Source organism: Agrobacterium sp. a22-2 (genome assembly GCF_012276985.1).
Lineage (GTDB): Bacteria > Pseudomonadota > Alphaproteobacteria > Rhizobiales > Rhizobiaceae > Allorhizobium.
The window spans coordinates 111810-131150 of the sequence record NZ_JAAXMM010000014.1; the positions used below are offsets into that span (position 1 = coordinate 111810).

General features: G+C 64.1%; 17 protein-coding genes. 7 read left to right on the plus strand and 10 right to left on the minus strand.

The window, feature by feature from the left end; translation table 11 throughout:
- Positions 1-78: 78 nt before the first annotated feature.
- Genes HFC70_RS20710 through phnX form a run of 3 tightly spaced genes read left to right on the plus strand, consistent with a single transcriptional unit; the run spans position 79 to position 2734 of the window.
- Positions 79-828: an SDR family NAD(P)-dependent oxidoreductase gene (locus HFC70_RS20710; RefSeq protein WP_168475191.1), complete on the plus strand. Its 750-nt coding sequence runs from the start codon at positions 79-81 to the stop codon at positions 826-828.
- Positions 828-1958, plus strand: coding sequence for a TIGR03364 family FAD-dependent oxidoreductase (locus HFC70_RS20715; RefSeq protein ID WP_210259364.1), 1131 nt, complete (start codon positions 828-830; stop codon positions 1956-1958). Before HFC70_RS20710 ends, HFC70_RS20715 begins: the two co-directional genes overlap by 1 nt.
- On the plus strand, positions 1955-2734 hold the full coding sequence (gene phnX / locus HFC70_RS20720) for a phosphonoacetaldehyde hydrolase (RefSeq protein WP_168475192.1): 780 nt from the start codon (positions 1955-1957) through the stop codon (positions 2732-2734). The genes HFC70_RS20715 and phnX overlap by 4 nt, the downstream gene beginning before the upstream one ends.
- A 57-nt stretch (positions 2735-2791) precedes the next feature.
- Here phnX and HFC70_RS20725 read toward each other — a convergent pair whose 3' ends face one another.
- From HFC70_RS20725 to HFC70_RS20740, 4 genes are all read right to left on the minus strand, one after another.
- The gene (locus HFC70_RS20725) at positions 2792-3460 is read right to left on the minus strand and encodes an SMC-Scp complex subunit ScpB (protein ID WP_168475193.1); all 669 of its coding nucleotides are present in this window, start codon (positions 3458-3460) and stop codon (positions 2792-2794) included.
- Positions 3461-3462: 2 nt separating this feature from the next.
- Positions 3463-4401: a DUF1403 family protein gene (locus HFC70_RS20730; protein ID WP_168475194.1), complete on the minus strand. Its 939-nt coding sequence runs from the start codon at positions 4399-4401 to the stop codon at positions 3463-3465.
- Between the two features lie 111 nt (positions 4402-4512).
- Positions 4513-5523: a Gfo/Idh/MocA family protein gene (locus tag HFC70_RS20735; protein ID WP_168475195.1), complete on the minus strand. Its 1011-nt coding sequence runs from the start codon at positions 5521-5523 to the stop codon at positions 4513-4515.
- Between the two features lie 62 nt (positions 5524-5585).
- On the minus strand, positions 5586-6743 hold the full coding sequence (locus HFC70_RS20740) for an iron-containing alcohol dehydrogenase (protein ID WP_168475196.1): 1158 nt from the start codon (positions 6741-6743) through the stop codon (positions 5586-5588).
- Between the two features lie 211 nt (positions 6744-6954).
- Between HFC70_RS20740 and hutH the strand changes: the two genes are divergently transcribed.
- Positions 6955-8469: a histidine ammonia-lyase gene (gene hutH, locus HFC70_RS20745; RefSeq protein WP_168475197.1), complete on the plus strand. Its 1515-nt coding sequence runs from the start codon at positions 6955-6957 to the stop codon at positions 8467-8469.
- On the opposite strand, the gene HFC70_RS20750 is transcribed toward hutH, so the two are convergent.
- Positions 8470-9237 carry a phosphate/phosphite/phosphonate ABC transporter substrate-binding protein gene (locus tag HFC70_RS20750; protein ID WP_246735887.1) on the minus strand — a complete coding sequence of 256 codons (768 nt, stop codon included), beginning with the start codon at positions 9235-9237 and terminating at the stop codon, positions 8470-8472.
- Complete coding sequence (locus HFC70_RS20755; protein ID WP_168475198.1) at positions 9234-10259, minus strand: fatty acid desaturase; 1026 nt, start codon at positions 10257-10259, stop codon at positions 9234-9236. The genes HFC70_RS20750 and HFC70_RS20755 overlap by 4 nt, the downstream gene beginning before the upstream one ends.
- A 218-nt stretch (positions 10260-10477) precedes the next feature.
- On the opposite strand from HFC70_RS20755, the gene HFC70_RS20760 reads away from it, so the two are divergent.
- Positions 10478-11317 (plus strand): helix-turn-helix domain-containing protein, encoded by an 840-nt coding sequence (locus HFC70_RS20760; protein WP_168475199.1) that lies wholly within the window; start codon positions 10478-10480, stop codon positions 11315-11317.
- A 51-nt stretch (positions 11318-11368) separates the two neighbouring features.
- Here the strand turns inward: HFC70_RS20760 and HFC70_RS20765 are convergent, their stop codons facing one another.
- A complete protein-coding gene (locus HFC70_RS20765) occupies positions 11369-12442 on the minus strand; it encodes an NAD(P)-dependent alcohol dehydrogenase (protein ID WP_168475200.1) in 1074 nt (357 codons plus the stop codon).
- 367 nt (positions 12443-12809) lie between these two features.
- Here HFC70_RS20765 and HFC70_RS20770 point away from each other — a divergent pair, with 367 nt between their 5' ends.
- Both HFC70_RS20770 and HFC70_RS20775 read left to right on the plus strand, forming a co-directional pair.
- The gene (locus tag HFC70_RS20770; RefSeq protein WP_168475201.1) at positions 12810-14630 is read left to right on the plus strand and encodes a methyl-accepting chemotaxis protein; all 1821 of its coding nucleotides are present in this window, start codon (positions 12810-12812) and stop codon (positions 14628-14630) included.
- Positions 14631-14854: 224 nt separating this feature from the next.
- Positions 14855-15763: a homocysteine S-methyltransferase family protein gene (locus tag HFC70_RS20775; RefSeq protein ID WP_168475202.1), complete on the plus strand. Its 909-nt coding sequence runs from the start codon at positions 14855-14857 to the stop codon at positions 15761-15763.
- A gap of 35 nt (positions 15764-15798) precedes the next feature.
- On the opposite strand, the gene HFC70_RS20780 is transcribed toward HFC70_RS20775, so the two are convergent.
- From HFC70_RS20780 to HFC70_RS20790, 3 genes are read right to left on the minus strand one after another with little or no spacing between them, the layout of a single operon-like run.
- A complete protein-coding gene (locus HFC70_RS20780; protein ID WP_168475203.1) occupies positions 15799-17058 on the minus strand; it encodes a Gfo/Idh/MocA family protein in 1260 nt (419 codons plus the stop codon).
- A gap of 27 nt (positions 17059-17085) precedes the next feature.
- Positions 17086-17910 (minus strand): sugar phosphate isomerase/epimerase, encoded by an 825-nt coding sequence (locus tag HFC70_RS20785; RefSeq protein ID WP_168475204.1) that lies wholly within the window; start codon positions 17908-17910, stop codon positions 17086-17088.
- Positions 17880-19340, minus strand: a complete 1461-nt coding sequence (locus HFC70_RS20790; protein ID WP_168475205.1) for a mandelate racemase — start codon at positions 19338-19340, stop codon at positions 17880-17882. The genes HFC70_RS20785 and HFC70_RS20790 overlap by 31 nt, the downstream gene beginning before the upstream one ends.
- Position 19341 lies beyond the last annotated feature (1 nt).

Consider the following 19341-nt stretch of genomic DNA (forward strand, 5'->3'; position numbering starts at 1 on the left):
CGCCCTTTAGCCTTGTCCGCCGTCACAATACGCTTAAAAACAACGTGTTGAGTGCACAGAGCAGGAATGGGACAGTCCATGAGCAAAACGATTTTCATCACCGGGGCCACGTCGGGCTTCGGCGAAGCCACCGCCCGCCGGTTCATCGCCGATGGCTGGCAGGTGATCGGCACCGGGCGAAGGATGGATCGGCTCGCCAAGCTCAACGCCGAACTCGGCGTCAAATTCCAGCCGGCCTGTTTCGATATCACCGATGAGGGCGAGATGTTGAACGCTCTTGCCGGCCTGCCACCTGAGTTTTCGCAGATCGATGTCCTGGTCAACAATGCCGGACTGGCGCTCGGCACCGCCGCCGCCCCCCAGACCAAGCTGTCGGACTGGAAACAGATGATCGACACCAATGTGACCGGCCTCGTTACCTTGACCCATCATCTGCTGGAGGGCCTGATTGCCCGGCGCGGCGTGATCGTCAACCTGTCATCGGTGGCGGCCCACTGGCCGTATGCGGGCGGCAATGTCTATGGCGGCACGAAAGCCTTCCTGCGCCAGTTCTCGCTTGGCCTGCGCTCCGATCTGCACGGCAAGGGGGTGCGCGTCACCTCGATCGAGCCGGGCCTGTGCGAAAGCGAATTCACGCTGGTGCGCACCGGCGGCAACCAGGAGGCCTATGACAAGCTCTACAAGGGCGCCAATGCCCTGCAGCCCGAAGACATCGCCAACACCATTCACTGGGTGGCGACCCAGCCGGCGCATATCAACATCAACAGCCTGGAAGTCATGCCGGTCAGCCAGTCCTGGGCCGGATTCCAGGTGCACAAGGATCTCTGATGGCAGGTTATGATCTGGCCGTCGTCGGTGCCGGCATCGTTGGCCTTGCCCATGCCTTTGCCGCCGCCAAACGCGGCAAGCGCGTCGTGGTCATCGACCGCGACGCCCAGGCCAACGGTGCATCGGTGCGCAATTTCGGCTTCGTCACGGTCACTGGCCAGGGCGCCGGCGATTGCTGGACCATGGCGCGGCGGGCCCGTGACGTCTGGGCCGAGACGGTGAGCGAAGCGGGAATTGAGGTCCTACAACGGGGCTTGGTCGTCGCCGCCCGCCTGCCGGAATCGCAAGATGTCATCGACGCCTTCCTGAAAACCGAAATGGGCGAAGGCTGCACGCGGATCACCGCATCAGAGGCACAAGAGTTCGTGCCGGCGATCCGCACCGATGCCGCCGTGGCCGCCCTTCACAGCCCCCATGAGCTGCGTGTGGAATCCCGCACCGCCATTCCGCTGCTGACCCGATATCTCGAACAGAAGCACGGCGTGACCTTCCTCTGGCAGACGACCGTCACGGCCGTGGCGCCACCGCACGTCGAGACGTCGAATGGTCCGGTCGAGGCCGAGACGGTGATCGTCTGCCCCGGCGACGACTATACCGGCCTGTTTGCCGAGCGGATCGCCGCCTATGGCCTGACCCGCTGCAAGCTGCAGATGCTGCGCGTCAAGCCGGCCTCGCCCGTCACCTTCCGCAGCGCCGTGATGTCCGATCTCGGCCTCGGCCGTTATCTCGGTTATGCCGATCTGCCGGAAGCGGCCCCCTTGAAGGCACGGCTCGATGCCGAAATGGCAGAGCACCGCGCTAACGGCATCCACCTGATCGTCACCCAGTCGGCCGACGGCTCCCTGGTGGTCGGCGACAGCCATCATTATGCGGCAACGCCGGATCCCTTTGCCCATGAGGATGTCGATCAGCTGATCCTCGACGAGTTCGACCGGGTGCTGGACCTGCCGGGCCGCATGATCACGGAACGCTGGATCGGCACCTATGCCTCCGCGCCGGACCGCTGGCGGCTCACCGACACGCCGTCCGACGCCGTGCGCGTCGTCATCGTCACCAGCGGCTGCGGCGCCTCGACGGCATTCGGCATCGGCGAGGAAACCATCAACGATCTCTATGGGAGGCTCGCATGAGCAAGTTCAAGGCCGTCGTCTTCGACTGGGCCGGCACGATGATCGATTTCGGCTCTTTTGCGCCGATGGGGGCCTTTGTCGAGACCTTCGCGAAATTCGGCGTCCAGGTGACGATCGCCGATGCCCGCAAGCCGATGGGCCTGCCGAAACGCGCCCATATCGCCGCCATGCTGGCCGAGCCGCATATTGCCGAACGCTGGCTGAAAGCCCAGGGCGAGATGCCGGGCGAAGCGGCGATCGACAAGGTCTATGCGCTGTTCGTGCCGCTTAACGAGGAGGTGGTGACGGACTATTGCACGCTGATACCCGGCGCGCTGGAAGCGGTCGCCTATCTGCGCGCCAAGGGCATGAAAATCGGCTCGACCACCGGCTATACCCGTTCGATCATGGAGCGCGTGCTGCCGCTGGCCGCTGAGCAGGGTTATGTCGCCGACAACCTGATCTGCGCCGACGACCTGCCGCTCGGCCGCCCGACTCCGATCGGCATGTACAAATGCTTCGTCGACCTGATGGTCTATCCGGCATCGGCCGTGATCAAGGTCGACGATACCGAGCCCGGCATCGCCGAGGGCGTGGCGGCCGGCTGCATCACCGTCGGGCTGACGCTGTCGGGCAACGAGGCGGGATTGACGGTCGAGCAACTGGCAGATCTTTCGCCCTCGGAGCGCCAGGCCCTGCATGCCCGCGTCGGCGCAAAACTCAAAGCCGCCGGTGCCACCTATGTCATCGAGACGGTCGCCGACCTGCCGAAGCTGATCGAAACGCTCGACGCCTGACAAAGCCGCGCGACGGGAATGCTGCGGCGCCCTCACAATCCGGCCGGAGAATACCGTCTAGCTGTCCTCGTCCGGCTCATCCCTGTCGATATCCTCGACATCGGCGCCCATCTCGGCTGGCATCTGCTGGCGGCTGAGCAGGCCGGCATCCTCCAGCATCTCGATATCCGGCAGGTCCCGTAGCGTGTTGAAGCCGAAGGTCGAGAGAAAATGCGGCGTCGTTACATAGGTATAGGGCGCGCCGGGCGTCGGGCTGCGCGGCCCGGAGGTCAGAAAGCCGCCGTCGCGCAGGCTGGCAATGGAGTCGCGGCTGACCTCCTTGCCGAAGATTTTTGTCAGATCCGACCGGGTCACCGGCTGCATATAGGCCACCGCCATCAGGACGGTCGCCTCGTGCTGGGTGATACTGGCGGTCGGCGCCGTCGGAGCTCCGGAGGCGCGGATGACATGGGCATAGGCGCTTCTGGTGCGATACTGCCAGCCGCCGGCGACCGCCACGAGTTCATAGGGCCGGGAGCGCAGCTCCTCGCCGATGTCGTCGATGATCAGGTCGATATTGCAGTCGCGTCCAACGATGCGCGACAGCGTCTCGCGGCTGACCGGCGTCGCCGAGGCGAAGATCACAGCCTCGACTCTCGCCATCCACTCGCGCCAGCGCAGTTCCGGCGGCAGATCGGAAAGCTCGGTGTCGACCACGGTCTTCGCTTGCTGTGCCCGGCGCGCCATGGCTACAACCCGTACAGACGAAATGTCGAGCGACCGGACAACTCGCGCACCGCGTCGAACTCTACCAGCCGGTCGAACAGCCGGCGCGAAGCCCAGCGCGACAGTTTCGCGGTTTGCAGCGAGCCGGAAACCGCATCCTCCTCCAGCAGCAGCCGGATCGCCTCGCCGGCACCCTTCGCCCGCAGTTTCGGCGTGACGGCGGCCAGACGGTCGGCGCGGCGCGCCATGTCGCCCGCCAGCCGACAGGCCTCCGTTGCCGCCTGCGCCAATGCCAGGCAGACAGCGCGTCGAAATTGCTCTTCGCCCGGGCGAATGCGTCCGCGGCCGCCCTCGGTGCGAAAAGCCGAGGCGTGACGCTGCGCCATCAGCAGCGGCACTGCAACCGGCCAGCGCAAGGCCCTCGCCACGGCAAGATCGGCGCACCACCAGCCCAGGAGTTCGGCGTCCGGCCTGAGGTCATGGACCACGGCTGCGATGTCTGCGGCGGCAAAGGGCGCGCCCGTGGCGGATCGGGCGAGATCATCCAAACGCTCCGGCAACACAGCCAGGTCGTCGCTCCAGCGGATGCCGAAGAGATCGGCCGTCTCCTGCAACGCCCCGGCATCGACGAGTGGCCCGCGCGAGGCGAGCCGACGCCATGCCGACAGGATGCTGCCGGCCGGACCCGGATCGTCGCCGGCGCTGCGCAGCAGCCAGACGTCGCGAAGGGCTGGCTCGTCCTCGCTGCGCCCGGCCACACGCGCTGCCGCAACCGCGGCCTTCAGCGCCAGCCGCTGGCGCCAGGCGCCGCCCCAATCCGGCTGGGCTCGAACAAGACCGTCGAGCGAATTCAAGGCGGAACCGGCGAGGAACGCCGCCTCGTCGGCCCGAAGGATGACGCCGCGCGGCACCGCCCAGGCCGGAACCACCGGAGGGGCATAACAACGGTCTGCAGATGGCATCGGCCTTGGACTCATGTCGCAACCATAGACCGGGCGGGCGCTTGTCGCCATGGCAGCGCCACCAAACCGCACTGCTCATCCCCTGCTAATGGCGAAGGCGATCACCGCTGATTATCCGGCCGCGGCCCTGCCCGCGCCGGCCAGGCAATGCGCCTGCCATTCGGCTAGCAATTCCATGATCTCCAGCGAGTCGGCAAGCCGCGGCGACGGCCGCGGTGCCTCGACCCGGCCTTCCCGCAGGCAGCGCTCGACCACGAAGACCTGGTGCTGGAAGGCGTCGTAGCCCGACGATATCCGGATCTCCTGTGGCCCCTGGCCATATTCCAGGATCTCGATCACATTGTCCTGGCGGTTCGGCAGCCAGGGATTGGTGACGAACCGCAACTGGCCGCTCTCACCAAACACGGTGAAGCCATGGGCCATTCCGTAGCTGTCGGTCGACTGCAATGTCGCCAGAACACCATTGGCAAAGCGCACCGACAGCACCGCGTCGCAGATATTGCCGTCATGAGTCGAGACATTGCCAAAACCGCTGCTGGTCCTCTGGCGGAACGCCTGCGGACCGCAGGCCGTCTGCACCACATAGTGCAACAGCGATGCCGGATAACAGCCGAGATTGAAGAGCGTTCCGCCGCCCTGCGGATTGACCAGCTTCCAGATATCAGCGGCATAAAAGCCGTTGACGGCGCGCAGAGGGCCTAGGCGTCCGGAGCGCAGGATCGCTCCCAGTTCGCTGATCAGCGGATGGTTCAGATACATCAGCCCTTCCATGAAGAAGATATTGCCGGCGCGCACGGCGTCAGCCAGGGCCGCTGCCTCCGCCAGGGTCGTGGTCAGCGATTTTTCCGACACCACCGCCTTGCCGCGCGCCGCCGCGCGGATCACCGCATCATGATGCAGAGTGTTGGGCAGTCCGACATAGACGACGTCGACCTCCGGGTCGGCCAGCAGCGCATCCTGGTCGCCATAGGCCTTGGCAATGCCGTGGCGCGCGGCAAAGTCTGCCAGACGATCGGGCGCGCGACCGGACACGGCGGTGATCACCGATCCGTCGCTGGAGGCAATCGCCGCTGCCATGGTTTCCGAAATGAAGCTCGTCCCGAGCAGTCCCCAGCGCAGCATGCCGTCTTCCTTGCCTATGCCAATTGATGGATATGAGGAGCCCTTTGGCCCAACCCGAGCGTCTACCAGGCGGCCTCGTAGATCGCCAGAGCGTCGGCCCTGCTGACCGGTCGCGGATTGTTGACGAGCAGGCGCGTCTGCTCCATCGCATCGTCCGCCAGCAGAGACAGTTTGTCCCGGGGGATGCCGACATCACGCAGGCGTTGCGGCAGGTTCAAGCGTCCGGGAAGCGCCGACAGGCCATCGATGAAACTCGCCAGGCGTTGCTCGGGCGTGCCGTCCTCCAGATGCGGAAAGAGACAAGGCGCCAGTTCGGCATAAGCCTCACCGCAGGCCGGCGCGTTGAAGCGCAGGACGTGAGGCAGGACGAGGCTGTTGGAGAGGCCGTGCGGAACATGATAGCGGCCGCCGATCGGATAGGCGAGCGCGTGCACGGCCGCGACCGGCGCATTGGCAAAGGCTTGGCCCGCCAGCATAGAGCCGATCAGCATCGCCTGTCGCGCCTCGAGGTCCCTGCCCCGCAGGACGGCCGTTTCGATATGGGCGCCGAGCAGCCGCAGGGCTTCCTTGGCCAGCGAACGCGACACGGGATTGTTGTTCTGACTTGCCGAGGTGAAGGCCTCGATGGCATGCACCATGGCATCGATCCCGGTTGCCGCCGTGACGGCCGGCGGCAGGCCCAGCGTCAGCTCCGCGTCGAGCAAAGCGATATCAGGCAAGAGGACCGGTGAGACCACGCCCTTTTTCTCGTGGTCACCGGTGGTGATAATCGAAATCGGCGTCACTTCGGAACCCGTCCCGGCGGTGGTCGGCACCAGGACCAGCGGCAGACGCTGTCCGTGAACCTTGGCCACGCCATAGATATCGCCCAGCTGCTCCTCGCTTCGACCGAGCAGGGCCACCAGCTTGGCGACATCGAGCGACGACCCGCCGCCGATGCCCAGTACGCCCGTCGCGCCAAAGGTCCTGGCCTGCGTCACCGCCGCCTGGACGATTGCCTCCGGCGGGTCGGCAATCACGCCGGTATAGAGCGACACCTCGGCGCCACCGGCCCGAAGCGCTGCAAGGGCCGGTTCCACGAGTCCCGCCCGCACAAGCCCCTCATCCGAGATCACCGCGACGCGGGGGCCGAGCCTTGCGCCGGCTGCCTCGCCGAGGCGAGAAATCGATCCGGGTCCGGCAATGATTGTCGGCACCGTTGCAAATGTGAACACACCCATTCCTCCTCCTCGACGCTATGTCAGCCGGCGCGATCATGGAGTCCCTAGCACAAGAGGACAAGCAGATTTCATTGAGACGAGTGGCAGGTTCCTCTGTGAACCCGTGCAAAATTCTATCCGATGTCGTTCCCGGAATGGAAAAACGGCGGGCGGGCGTGCTACATCTTGAGCCACTCCCGCCTCGATGCTTTCACAACAAAGGGTTTGACGCATGACCACGATCCGTCTGGACGCCCCGCTTTCATGGCCAGACGTCGCCGCGGTTGCGACGGGCACGGCGAGCATGGAACTCTCGCCCACCGCCTGGTCGCGGATCGAGGCGGCGCATGCGATCGTCCAGTCGATCGTCGATCGTAATATCAGGGGTTATGGCATCACTACCGGGGTCGGTGCGCTCTCGGATGTCGCGGTGAGCCAAGAACAACAGGCGGCCCTGTCGCGCAATATCCTGATGAGCCACGCGGTCGGCGTCGGCGCACCACTCTCCATCACAGAGACCCGCGCCATAATGGTCGCGGCAATCAACAATTTCGCCCATGGCTATTCAGGTCTGCGGCCGGTGATCATCCGGCACCTGCTGGCTCTGCTGGATGCCGGAGGCACGCCGGAAGTACCGCGGCAGGGCTCGGTCGGTTATCTCAGCCATATCGCTCATGTCCATCTGGTGCTGATCGGCCATGGCTATATCAGGATTGGCGGCGAACGCTTGCGGGCGCGCGACGCCCTGGCGCGCATCGGGCTCGAGCCGCTGGCGCTGGAGGCCAAGGAGGGGCTCTGCCTGGTCAACGGCACACCCTGCGTGACCGGACTTGCAAGCCTGGCCTTGTCGCAGACACGGCAGCTGCTCGACTGGGCCGATGCGATTGCCGCGATGACCTTCGAGACGCAGCGCTGCCAGATCAGGGCGATCTCCCCGCAGGCGATGACGGTGCGCACCGCTCCCGGCCTGCTCCGGGTCGCCGAGCGCATGAACGCCTTGCTGCATGGCTCTGACATTCTTGTCGAATCCGCCGGCCGGCGTGTGCAGGATGCCTTGAGCCTGCGCAGCATTCCCCATGTGCACGGCGCCGTTCACGACAGCGTCGAGACCGTGGCAACCGTCGTTAATCGCGAGCTTGCCTCTGTGACCGACAATCCGATCGTCATGGGCACCCCCGATGCGCCTGAGGTCTATTCGCAGGCCCATGCCGTCGGCGCGTCGATGGGCCTTGCCATGGATCAGCTGGCCGTGGCGATCGCCGAACTGGGCGCGATGTCCGAGCGCCGCATCGACCGCATGGTCAATCCGCTGGTGAGCGGCCTGCCGGCCTTTCTGGCAGAAGACAGCGGCGTCGCCTCAGGCTTCATGATCGCCCAATATACCGCCGTGTCGCTGGTCGGTGAGAACCGGCGGCTGGCTGCACCGGCAAGCCTCGACGGCGGCATAACCTCCGGCCTGCAGGAGGATATGCTCTGCCATGCCACGCCGGCAGCCCTCAAGGCACTCGACATCCTCGCCAATCTGCGCCGCATCCTGGCCATCGAACTGCTGGCCGCCTGCCAGAGCTATGATATCGGCGGACTGAAAGATCAGGCGGCACCGCGCACCCGCGCGCTGTTCGATGCGCTGCGCGGCAAGATCGCAATCTATGCCGACGACCGGCCGCTCGGCGAGGACATCGAAGCCGCGGCGGATTTTCTTGGGGGCAGGAGCGTCGACGACATTCTGACGGCGGCGGGCTTCTGATCAGCCGACAGACAGATCGAGCCGCCGCGCCTGGACCAGCGGCAGGCCCTTGCGGCGTGCCGTCCAGCCAATCACCTGCAGTTCGCCAGCCGCAGCATCGAAACGCTGCGCCAACGCCCAGGATTTGCAGTCGATGGCCGCGATATCGGCCGATCCATCGGCCACCGCCAGGACCGAGGCGCGGTGGCTGCCGGTCTCGACCATTTCGGAAAACAGCGAAAACCCTGCACCCATGGCGCTCAGGTCCGCCTGCAGCGCCAGATAACCCGACAATGACCGCGTCTCGTTGAACGCCAACCGCCGACCGCGCAGATCGGCGAGCGGCAGCACGGCCGCGCCATCGGCCGGGGCCTGCGCCGCCGGGCTGCCGTCTGCCTTTCGTGCAACGATCACGCTGGAATAAAACTCGCCCTGCCCGCCGGTTATGCCGTCGTAGCGGCTCTGGCCGATCACCGTGACATGCGGTTCGAGAAACAGCGTCATCGGCCCCCAGCAGGTTTCCGACACCAGCAGGTCCGGATGGAGCCACAAGGTGCGCAGATCGAATTCGTCGGCAGGCAGGCTGGCCGGATCGGCGGCGATCACGGCTCCGGAGGCATCACGGATGCCACCCGGCACCGGCGGCAGGTCGGCATTGCGCCGGGCAAGGGTTTGCGGCGCATCGATGCCCCGCCGATGATAATCGTCGCGCATGTCAGCCCAGCGCGCATCGGTCTCACCGCGCAGTTCCGGCCAGTCGTACATCGGCAGGGCGGCGACCAGCGTCATGGTGCCGGCTCGGCCAGCAAGGCAGGTTCGCCCAGGTCGAAGACCGGCTCGGCGCTCTGCGCGATCATCGCCACCTCATCGCGACGAAGCGCCGGATGCACGACCGGTTCCTTGGCGCGAAACGCATAGGCCTTGATGACATCAAGATAGGATGCGAAGACATAGTGATCGTTCAGCGCCAGCCATTCGTCGCGGCGTTCCTTGTAGAGGGCCGGCAGACGATACCAGGCGGCCGTCGGCAGCTTGTGATGCACCAGATGCAGGTTGTTGTAGAGAAACAGCGGCGCCAGGATCGATTTCTCCACGATGATGGTCCGGCCATCGGCCCGCTCCGCCCATTGGTGCTCGCAGAACGAGCGCACGGCAATCAGCGCCACGCCAAGATAGGCCGAGGTCACGGCATAAAGCCAGAGCGGAATGCCGAAGCCAAGCTCGATGATCAGGCCGACCGGCAGAAGGCCTGCCGCATGCAGCAGCCAGGCGAAGATAACCTTGTCGTCGCGGCGGGCAATGCGCTTCCATTCGCTCACCGTGAAGCCGACCACCATCAGCGCCGGGCCGACCAGCACGCGACCGATCAACGTATTGTTAAAGGCCAGCAGCCGCTTCAGCAGAAACGGCATGCGCTGCCAGTCGCCCATGGCCCGGTAATAGCTTTCCGGATCGTCATAGGGATCCGTCAGGCGCTCGTCGGCATGGTGCTGCAGATGGCTGTGCTTGTAACTGCGATAGGGATAAAAAAGACCGATCGGCAGGAAGACCAGCGCTTCATTGGCCACGGCGCTGCGGGTCGGATGCCCATGCAGGACCTCATGCTGCAGCGACGAATGCAGCGCCACCGCCACGCCCATCAGCAGAAGGCCTACAATCGGCACAGCCGCATAGACAAGGAACCCGGCCCCAAGCCAGAGCAGGTAGCAGCCGATCAGCAGGAAAAGGGTGGGCCATTCGATGGGGAAGAGGCGGTGGCGCTTTCGGCGGCGCAAAGTCGCTGCATTGTCGGAGGTCATTTCGGTCGTCATGCGGGGTAAGCTCTCCTGTCATGCCATGCTGATGTCACTCGACCAGTTGGGACTTGCGGCGCCGCTTCATCCACTCGGGCGCCCGTGATTCGCTCGCTGATCTTGACCCGATGCTGTCACTTCTCCCTGCCGCACCGCAACGCGACATTGATGACCAAGTGTTGATTTTGAGATGCATTCAAGCGACTATGTGACTATAGTCAACATGTGAGACTCCTATGGATAAGCGCCTGCTTGCAGACCTCTTCCGCGAACGCCTGATGCAACTGCTGGACCGCAGCGGCGAAAACCAGTCGGCCTTTGCCCGGCAGATCGGCATCGATCGATCGGCGCTGTCACAATTGCTGGCCGACAAGGCAGCCCGCCTGCCGCGGGTCGAGACCTTGCTCAACATCGCCGAGCGGCATTCCGTCTCGCTCGACTGGCTCATGGGCCTGTCGCAGGATCAGGGGCTGATGGGCGAACTGCATCCGAGCGTCGAACTCGAGGAGCGGCCCGATGGCGACGACAACACGACGCTGCTGATGAAATGGCATGCCGAGGCGACGGGATCGAAGATCCGCTATGTGCCGGCCCGCATCCCCGATCTGCTGCGCACCCCGGATATCATCGCCTATGAGGCAACCGGCACCCACCAGAGCGTCGCCGGCCAGGCCAACGAAACCTTTTTCCGGCTGGATTATAACCGCCAGCCCGGCACGGACATGGAAGTCTGTATGCCGAAGCAGACGCTGGAAGCCTTTGCCAATGGCGAGGGCATGTGGGCGGGCTTGAGCGCCGCAACACGCGCGCAGCAGCTTCGCTACATGGCGGCGCTGATCCGCGAACTCTACCCGTCGTTCCGGCTGTTCCTGTTCGACGAGCGGCAGAAATTCTCGGTGCCCTACACGATCTTCGGATCGAAGCGGGCGGCGCTCTTCGTCGGCGGCATGTATCTGGTGCTCAACAATGCCGATGCCATCCTCAAGATGCAGCGGCATTTCGAAGGACTGATCCGCGCCACCCGAATCCACGCCCACGAGGCGGCCGATTTCGTCGACGCCCTGCCCGTTCCGTGAGGCTTGGCCGCTGCGCCGCAGTGATTGCGACGCAGCCTTCGTGATATCAGGTCAGGGCGTGATTGCCACCTTCAGCACGCCGTCGCGCTGATGGGCGAACAGGTCATAGGCCTCCTCGATCTGGTCGAGCTTGAAGCGATGGGTAACCAGCGGCCCCAGATCGGCGCGGCCGGATCCCACCACGTCCATCAGGCGGCGCATGCGCTCCTTGCCACCCGGGCAAAGCGTGGTGACGATCTTCAGGTCGCCCAGGCCCGCCGCAAAGGCGCCGAGCGGAATGTTGAGATCGCTGGAGTAGACGCCAAGGCTTGACAGTGTGCCGCCGGGCCGCAACACCTTGAGGGCGGATTCGAACGTGCCTTGCGTTCCCAGCGCCTCGATCGCCACGTCGACACCACGCCCGTCGGTCAGTGCCATGATCTGCTCGACCGGATCGCCGGCCTTGAAGTCGATGACATGATCGGCGCCCAATTGCCGCGCCACGGCCAGACGCGCCGGCACCGTGTCCACGCCGATGATCGTGGTCGCCCCCATCAGCTTGGCGCCAGCCACCGCGCACAAGCCGATCGGCCCGAGCGCAAACACCACGACGGTATCGCCGATCCTCACGCCGCCGCTCTCGGCGCCGGAAAAGCCGGTGGACATGATATCGGGGCACATCAGCACCTGCTCGTCGCTGAGACCTTCGGGAATGGGGCTGAGATTGGCCATGGCGTCCTTGACCAGGACGTAATCGGCCTGGCATCCGTCGATCGTGTTGCCGAACTTCCAGCCGCCCATCGCCTTGAAACCGTGCTTGGTGCCGACGCCATCCTGCGATCCGCAGCCGCACAGGCAGGCATAGCTGTGCCCGCTCGGCGTGATCGCTCCGGCGATGACCCGCTGGCCTTCCCGATAACCCGAAACCGAAGACCCCAGTTTCTCGATAATGCCGACCGGCTCATGGCCGATCGTCAAGCCCTTGGCGACCGGATACTCGCCTTTCAGGATATGAACGTCCGTTCCGCAAATCGTCGTCGTCGTCACCCGCATCAAAGCGTCGAGCGGACCGACATCCGGGATCGGCTTGTCATCGAGCACGATACGCCCGTTTTCAACAAAGATCGCAGCTCTCATTTTCGGCATGATCACACCTCTCCTTCTGACCGGGAACCATCACGGAACCCTTTTTCGTCCCAGGCAGGCTAGCGCATCTGTGCGACACCTGCGTTGACGGAGGTCAAGCCACGAACAGGCCGCTTTCCGCCCCAAGACCGAGGATTGGCAATCGTCAAAAATCGGACAAATCTATTTTTAAGCAATGCCTTATTTATCAGTCTTCATTCTTCTTATGATGAGAAAATACCACCTGAGGCGCAATTTTAATCCAATAATCAGCCCATGGTTGTCGAAATCCGCCCAAAGCGTCGATAATTAGCTCTCTCTTTATTTGAATTTAACATATTACAGCCAGCGTAACCGGGAGTTGACCTTCAGTGCCCGGAGCAGACAGATGAAAACCCTCAAGATATCGCTCAGACTCTACATGCTTGTCGGATTGGCACTGGCGATCTTTTCCGCGACACTTGTCTATACGCTCTATCATTTTCAGGGCGCCATGGTCACCGAGCGCAAATCGAAACTGAGCGCCATGGACCAGAGCATGATCACCCTGTTCAAATTCTACCACGGGCTGGAGACATCCGGAGCCCTGACGCGCGAAGAGGCCCAGACCCGCGCCAAGGATGCGGTGCGGGCGCTGCGATATGAAGACAGCGGCTATTTCTGGATCAATGACATGAAGAGCGGCATCATCATGCATCCGATCAAGCCGGCGCTTGACGGCACGGACCAGTCCGGCATGAAGGATCCGACCGGCAAGTTCATCTTCCAGGAATTCGTCAAGGCCGTTCAGGCAAGCCCCACCCGGGAAGGTTTCGTCGATTATCTCTGGCCGAAGCCTGGCTTTGAAGAACCCGTGCTGAAATATTCCCATGTCGCTGGCTTCGAGCCCTGGGGCTGGATTGTCGGCACCGGCGTTTATGCCGACGACCTGGCCGCCCTGTTCCGCCGCAATGCGATCGAGACCGCAGCCAGCGTGCTGTTCGGCGCATTGCTGATCGTATGTGCCGCGTTTGCCATCGTGCGCAGCGTCGTCGGCCCGCTCCATCGCCTGAAGGCCGCCATGCAGGCCATCTCGGAAGAAAAGGTCACCAGCGAAGTCCCCGAGATGGACCGCAAGGACGAGATCGGTGAGATGGCCGGAGTCGTCTCCATCCTGCGCGATTCCGTGCGCGAGCGTGTCGACCTGCGCAAGCGGGAGAGCGATCAGCAGCAAAGACTTGAAGAAGAACGCCGCAACACCGAGCACCGCCAACGGACCATCAGCCAGACCCAGGCCGATGCAATGCAGACGGTCGGCATGGCGCTCGAACGCCTCGCCAATGGCGATCTGACAGCGTCAATCGGCGAGATATCGTCGGAATACGGCAAGCTGCGTGATGACTTCAACCGCGCCGTGGAAGCGCTCAACGATGTCATCAATGCCATCAGCCATTCCACCGACATCGTCCATGGCAGCGCCGGCGGCATTGCCGAGGCCGCCAACAATCTCTCCCAGCGTACCGAACAGCAGGCAGCCTCCCTGGAAGAAACCGCCGCCGCCCTCGACGAAATCACCGCAACGGTCCGCAGCGCCTCCGAGCGGGCGGCCGAAGCCAGCCGCATGGTCAGCGAGACCAAGCAGAGTGCCGGCAAGTCGGGCGCCATCGTGCGCGACGCGGTCTCGGCCATGAGCCGCATCGAGGACGCCTCCAACCGCATCGGCCAGATCATCGGCGTGATTGACGAGATTGCCTTCCAGACCAACCTCCTGGCGCTGAACGCCGGCGTCGAGGCGGCGCGAGCCGGGGAAGCCGGCCGCGGCTTTGCGGTCGTGGCGCAGGAAGTCCGCGAACTGGCCCAGCGTTCGGCCAAGGCGGCCAAGGAGATCAAGGGGCTGATCAGCAACTCCACTGCCGAGGTCGAAACCGGCGTGTCGCTGGTCCGCTCGACCGGCGAGGCCCTGACCGAGATCGAGACCCTGGTGAACCGCGTCAATGATCAGGTGGTCTCCATCGCCACCTCCTCCAAGGAACAGGCCGTCGGCCTTGCCGAGGTCAATACGGCCGTCAACCAGATGGACCAGATGACCCAGCAGAACGCTGCGATGGTCGAGGAGACCAATGCGGCGAGCCAGACCCTGACGCAGGAAAGCAACCAGTTGAAGGCGCTGCTCCAGAATTTCCGCCTGTCGCCATCGACGCAGCGACAGATCGGACGGCGCGCCGCCTGAGGCGCGCCGCCGCAATATACCTGAACAAGGCGGCCGGCTGGATGAACTCCGCCGGCCGCCTTATCCATTTCCCGGCTCCAGATTTTCGTTCACCGCTATTGTCATTTTCCGACGACGGTTTGCATCGACGCAGCGAAGCTCTCCCTGTATGGCAATTGACAACGCCTTGCCGGCTGAGTTCGGTGAGGTTCGGCACAGGAATTTCGAACGGGAGTGATTGCGGCATGAGCAGGGTGCGTATTCTGGATGGCGGCATGAGCCGGGAACTGATCCGGCTTGGGGCGGAATTACGACAGCCGGAATGGTCGGCCCTGGCGCTGCTGGAAACGCCGCAGATCGTCTACCAGGTCCATGCTGATTTCATTGAAGCCGGCGCCGACGTCATCACCACCAATAGCTACGCACTCGTGCCCTTCCACATCGGCGAAGAGCGTTTCCAGACACAAGGCCCGGCCTTGGCCGCCCTGTCCGGCCGGCTCGCCCGCCAGGCGGCGGGCGCCTATCCCGATCGCGATGTGCTGGTGGCCGGATCGCTGCCACCCATCTTCGGCTCCTACGAACCACAGCTCTTCGATCCCTCCCGCGTCCAGGAATATCTGAGCGTTCTGGTGGCGGAGCTCTCACCCTATGTCGATGTCTGGCTTGGCGAGACGCTCAGCCTGATTGCCGAAGGCGAGGCCGTGCGCACCGCCGTCGCGGCAAGCGGCAAGCCGTTCTGGATTTCTTTCACGCTTGCCGATGACAATGAGACGCTGGCCTCCGACACGCCGCGCCTGCGTTCCGGCGAGACCGTCGCGGACGCCGCCCGCTGGGCTGCGGGATCTGGGGCTGCCGCCCTTCTCTTCAATTGCAGCCGGCCCGAAGTCATGGCCAGCGCCGTCCGGACGGCAGCCGCGGTGCTGAGTGACCTCGGCTCACCCCTGGAGATCGGCGTCTATGCCAATGCCTTCGAGACCGACGACACGGATGGCGGCGCCAACGAGACGCTGCATGGCACCCGCGACGACCTGACGGCCGACCGCTACTCGGCATTCGCCTGCGAATGGGTGGAGAGCGGCGCCACCCTGGTCGGCGGCTGCTGCGGCATCGGCGCCCGGCATATTCACCGGCTGGCGGAGCAGCTCAGGACCTAGAATCCGGTCTCGACCGCCGGCGCTGATCACCGCGATCAGGGCCGGCCTTCGAGGAGGTTCAGGCCATTGTCTTCGCCCCAGACCTCGGCGATCGACACCGGCACGCCGGTCTTGCTGCTTTGTAGGGCCGCGATACCGCAGAGAACCGACATGGCGCCAGCCCGCGCGCCGGCCCGCTGCCGCAGCTCGTCATTGAGCCCCGGTTTCAGCAGCATGTTGCGTAGGCGGTCGTCGCCGCCGTAATGGCCGCCCGAGGAATGCGGCACCCAGATGCGCTCGACATCGCCGAAATTCTTCATCAGCACGATTTCGTCGGCCGGCGGCTCGGTCCAGGGCTGCTTTTCATATTGCCGCAGTTCGATCCGCCCCTTGTGGCCGTTGAAGGCGATGTGGTGGCCTTCGATCGGCATATAGGTGTTGAGCGAATAGGAAACGTCGACGCCGTTCTTGTAGTGGATCGACGTGACCATGGTGTCGGGAATGTCGATGTCTTCGCGGAACACGCAGGCATCGCGCACATAGCCGTCGACTTCCGACGGGTCCTCGTAGAGGCTTTCGAGCAGCGGCTCCTTGGCGATGTCGAAGAAATAATCGCATTCGTGCTTGTGCGGACAGGTGCGACAGCGCGTGCCGCGGAACGGTCCCTTGCGGCCGTAATGTTTCAGGTCGGCAAAGGCCGAGACGGTCTGCGGATCGGAATCGAGATACCAGTTGAGCAGGTCGAAGTGATGGGTCGCCTTGTGCACGAACAGGCTGCCGGAATTCTCGGTGAAGGCATGCCAGCGGCGGAAATAATCCGCGCCATGGCTGGTGTTCAGATACCAGTGGAAATCGACCGAGGTCACATCGCCGATCACGCCGGAATTGAGCAGCTCCTTGATCCGGGCCGCCGTCGGCGCGAAACGATAGTTGAACGACACGTCAAGACGCTTGCCGGTGCGCTTCTCGGCGTCGAGGATGCGCTTGATCTTGTCCGCCGTCGTGGTCATCGGCTTTTCGCTGATGACATTGGCGCCGGCCTCCATGGCCTTGACGATCAGCTCGTCATGGGTGTTGTCGCGGGTGCAGACGATGACGAGATCCGGGCGCTCGATCCGCAGAAGCTCGTCGAAATCGGTATAGATCGGCACGGAAACGCCCATATGGGCGCCGGACCGCGCGGCGCGCAGCGCATTCAGATCGCAGACCGCGACCAGTTCGACATGATCGCCCCAGCGCTCGACCAGATCGCGGCCCCACATTGTCGAGCCGCGATGGCCCGTGCCGACCAGCGCAAAGCGTGTTTTCGTCTTCATCCTCGTCCTCCTCCCGATCGTTCCGCTTCAACACACCGTTGCGAAGCGTTCGATCACCGTATCCAGAACAACCGAGCCCGGCTTCTTCCACCAGTTCTCGGCCGAAAAAATCTCGACTTCCTGCGGCCCATGAAAACCGGCCGTCTCGATCATGCGACGAAAAGCCGGCAGGTCGATGACACCATCACCCATCATGCCGCGATCGAGCAGCAGGTCGCGCGTCGGCACCAGCCAGTCGCAGATATGATGGGCAAAGATCCTGTTATCGCGGCCGGCCCTGGCGATCTGCTCGGCGAGATCGGGATCCCACCAGACATGATAGGCGTCGATCGCCACGCCGACCTCCGGCCCCAGCACTTCGGCCAGATCCAGTGCCTGTTTCAGCGTGTTCACGCAGGACCGGTCGGCGGCATACATCGGATGCAGCGGCTCGATCGCAAGCGGCACTTTGGATGAGCGGGCATAAGGCAGGATCGCCTCGAAACCCTCCCTGACCATCTGCCGGGCGCCGTCGATGTCACGCGAGCCCTGCGGCAGACCGCCGACGACGAAGACCAGGCAATCGGCACCAAGGGCCGCCGCCTCGTCGATAGCACGGCGGTTGTCGTCGATGGCGGCCTTTCGGCCTTCCGCAGTATCGGCGGGAAACATGCCGCCGCGGCAAAGGCCGGTGACGCGCAAATCGTTCGAATGCACGATGCGCGCGGCTTCATCCAAGCCGATCGCCTGCACCTGGTCGCGCCACGGCGAGATGGCGGTAATGCCGCGCGCCAGGCAGCCGTCGACCGCTTCCGCAAAACCCCAGCTGCCGCGTGTCGTGGCTAGATTGATCGAGAGATTTTCGAGTGCCATTCTGTCCTCCCTGCCGGCATGGTTTCCATCGCATTCCAATCGGGCACGGCAGACGATCCGAGCCCGACCGCGTCGATCACCGAGCCGATGGCGATCTGTCCGTTTTCGATTTTCAGGCGGGCGCGACCGTCGACGGATGAATAGAGATCGGCATGGGCCTGTATGAAGCCGGCCTGTTCGCTCGACGGCGCCCCCGCCATGCCGTCGACATAGTGGTGGCCGTTGCGCTCGACATGGTGCATGCCGATCAGCGCGGCGAGCGCCAGATCCTGCTGCACGCCGAGCCCGCCTTGGGTCGTCAGATCCTCGGCCGACATGAAATAGGCGTGGCCGTCCTCCACATGCCATTTTGCCATTCGGGCGCGATTGAGCAGGGAGCGATAAAAGCCCTTGCAGGATTTCGAGGAGATACCGGTATAGCCGAGCCGCCGTGCCGTGGCGAAAGCCTCGATATCGGCATCCGATTCGTCGATCTCGATCGGCTTGAAACGGCCAAGCGAGGTCACCGGTCTTTCAAAGGCATGGGCGCGGGCAATCGGCTGCTCGATGAACAGGATGGCGCTGGCAAAGCGATTTAGACGTGGCTCTTCGCTGATGCGGGCCAGCAGACCCTCGACCGCGTCGGCCGAAGCGAATTGTTCGTTACCGTCCAGCGTCAGGGCATAGTCGGCAACACGGGCATCGAGCAGCGCCGCGATCCGGTGCAGCCGATCGAGATCGGCGTCGATATCGCCGGATACCTTGATCTTGAAATGGCGGTGGCCATAGGTGTCGATCGACTCTTCCAGGCTTTCCGGCAGTCCGTCATTCAGCCGGTCCGCCAGCGCGATCTCGCTGGCCGTAATCGCATCGACGAGCCCGACCGTGTGGCGGGCGGCAATGCTGCGGGCGGGTTTCAACGTTTGCAGGAAGGCCGGCAGGTCGAAACCGTCGAGATCGGGCGTTGTCGATAGGTCGATGCCGGCCAGATTGGTCTGCACGGCCTTGGTGACCGTCACGCCGTGCAGGCGGCAAAGCCCATCGAGGATGGCGCGGTCGAGCAGGGCCAGGCCGAAAGAGGCGATCAGGCCGTTCAGGCCTTGCGCCGCGGCGCGGGCATGGTGTGCGGCCTCGACGCTGGCGTGCAGCCTGAAGGCGGAACCTGACCCTGCCGACGTCAGCGCATCCGCCGCCAGCCCCAGCGCGCGGCGCAGCTGGTCGTCATTGTCGTGATTGGACAGGTCAGGCGACTTGTCGAACCATTTCGGCACCATCAGTTCGGCCGCCATGCCGATGGCCGAGCGGCCGCTGGCGTCTTCGATGCGCACCCGCACGAAGGCCTGTCTTGCCTCGCGAAGGGTTGCCGCGCCGAAGCGGAACGGCAGGCGAAGGCGGACCTGCCGTTCGAACAGATCCGTCTCGACCAGTCGGAGTGCCGGGGCCGTGTCCATC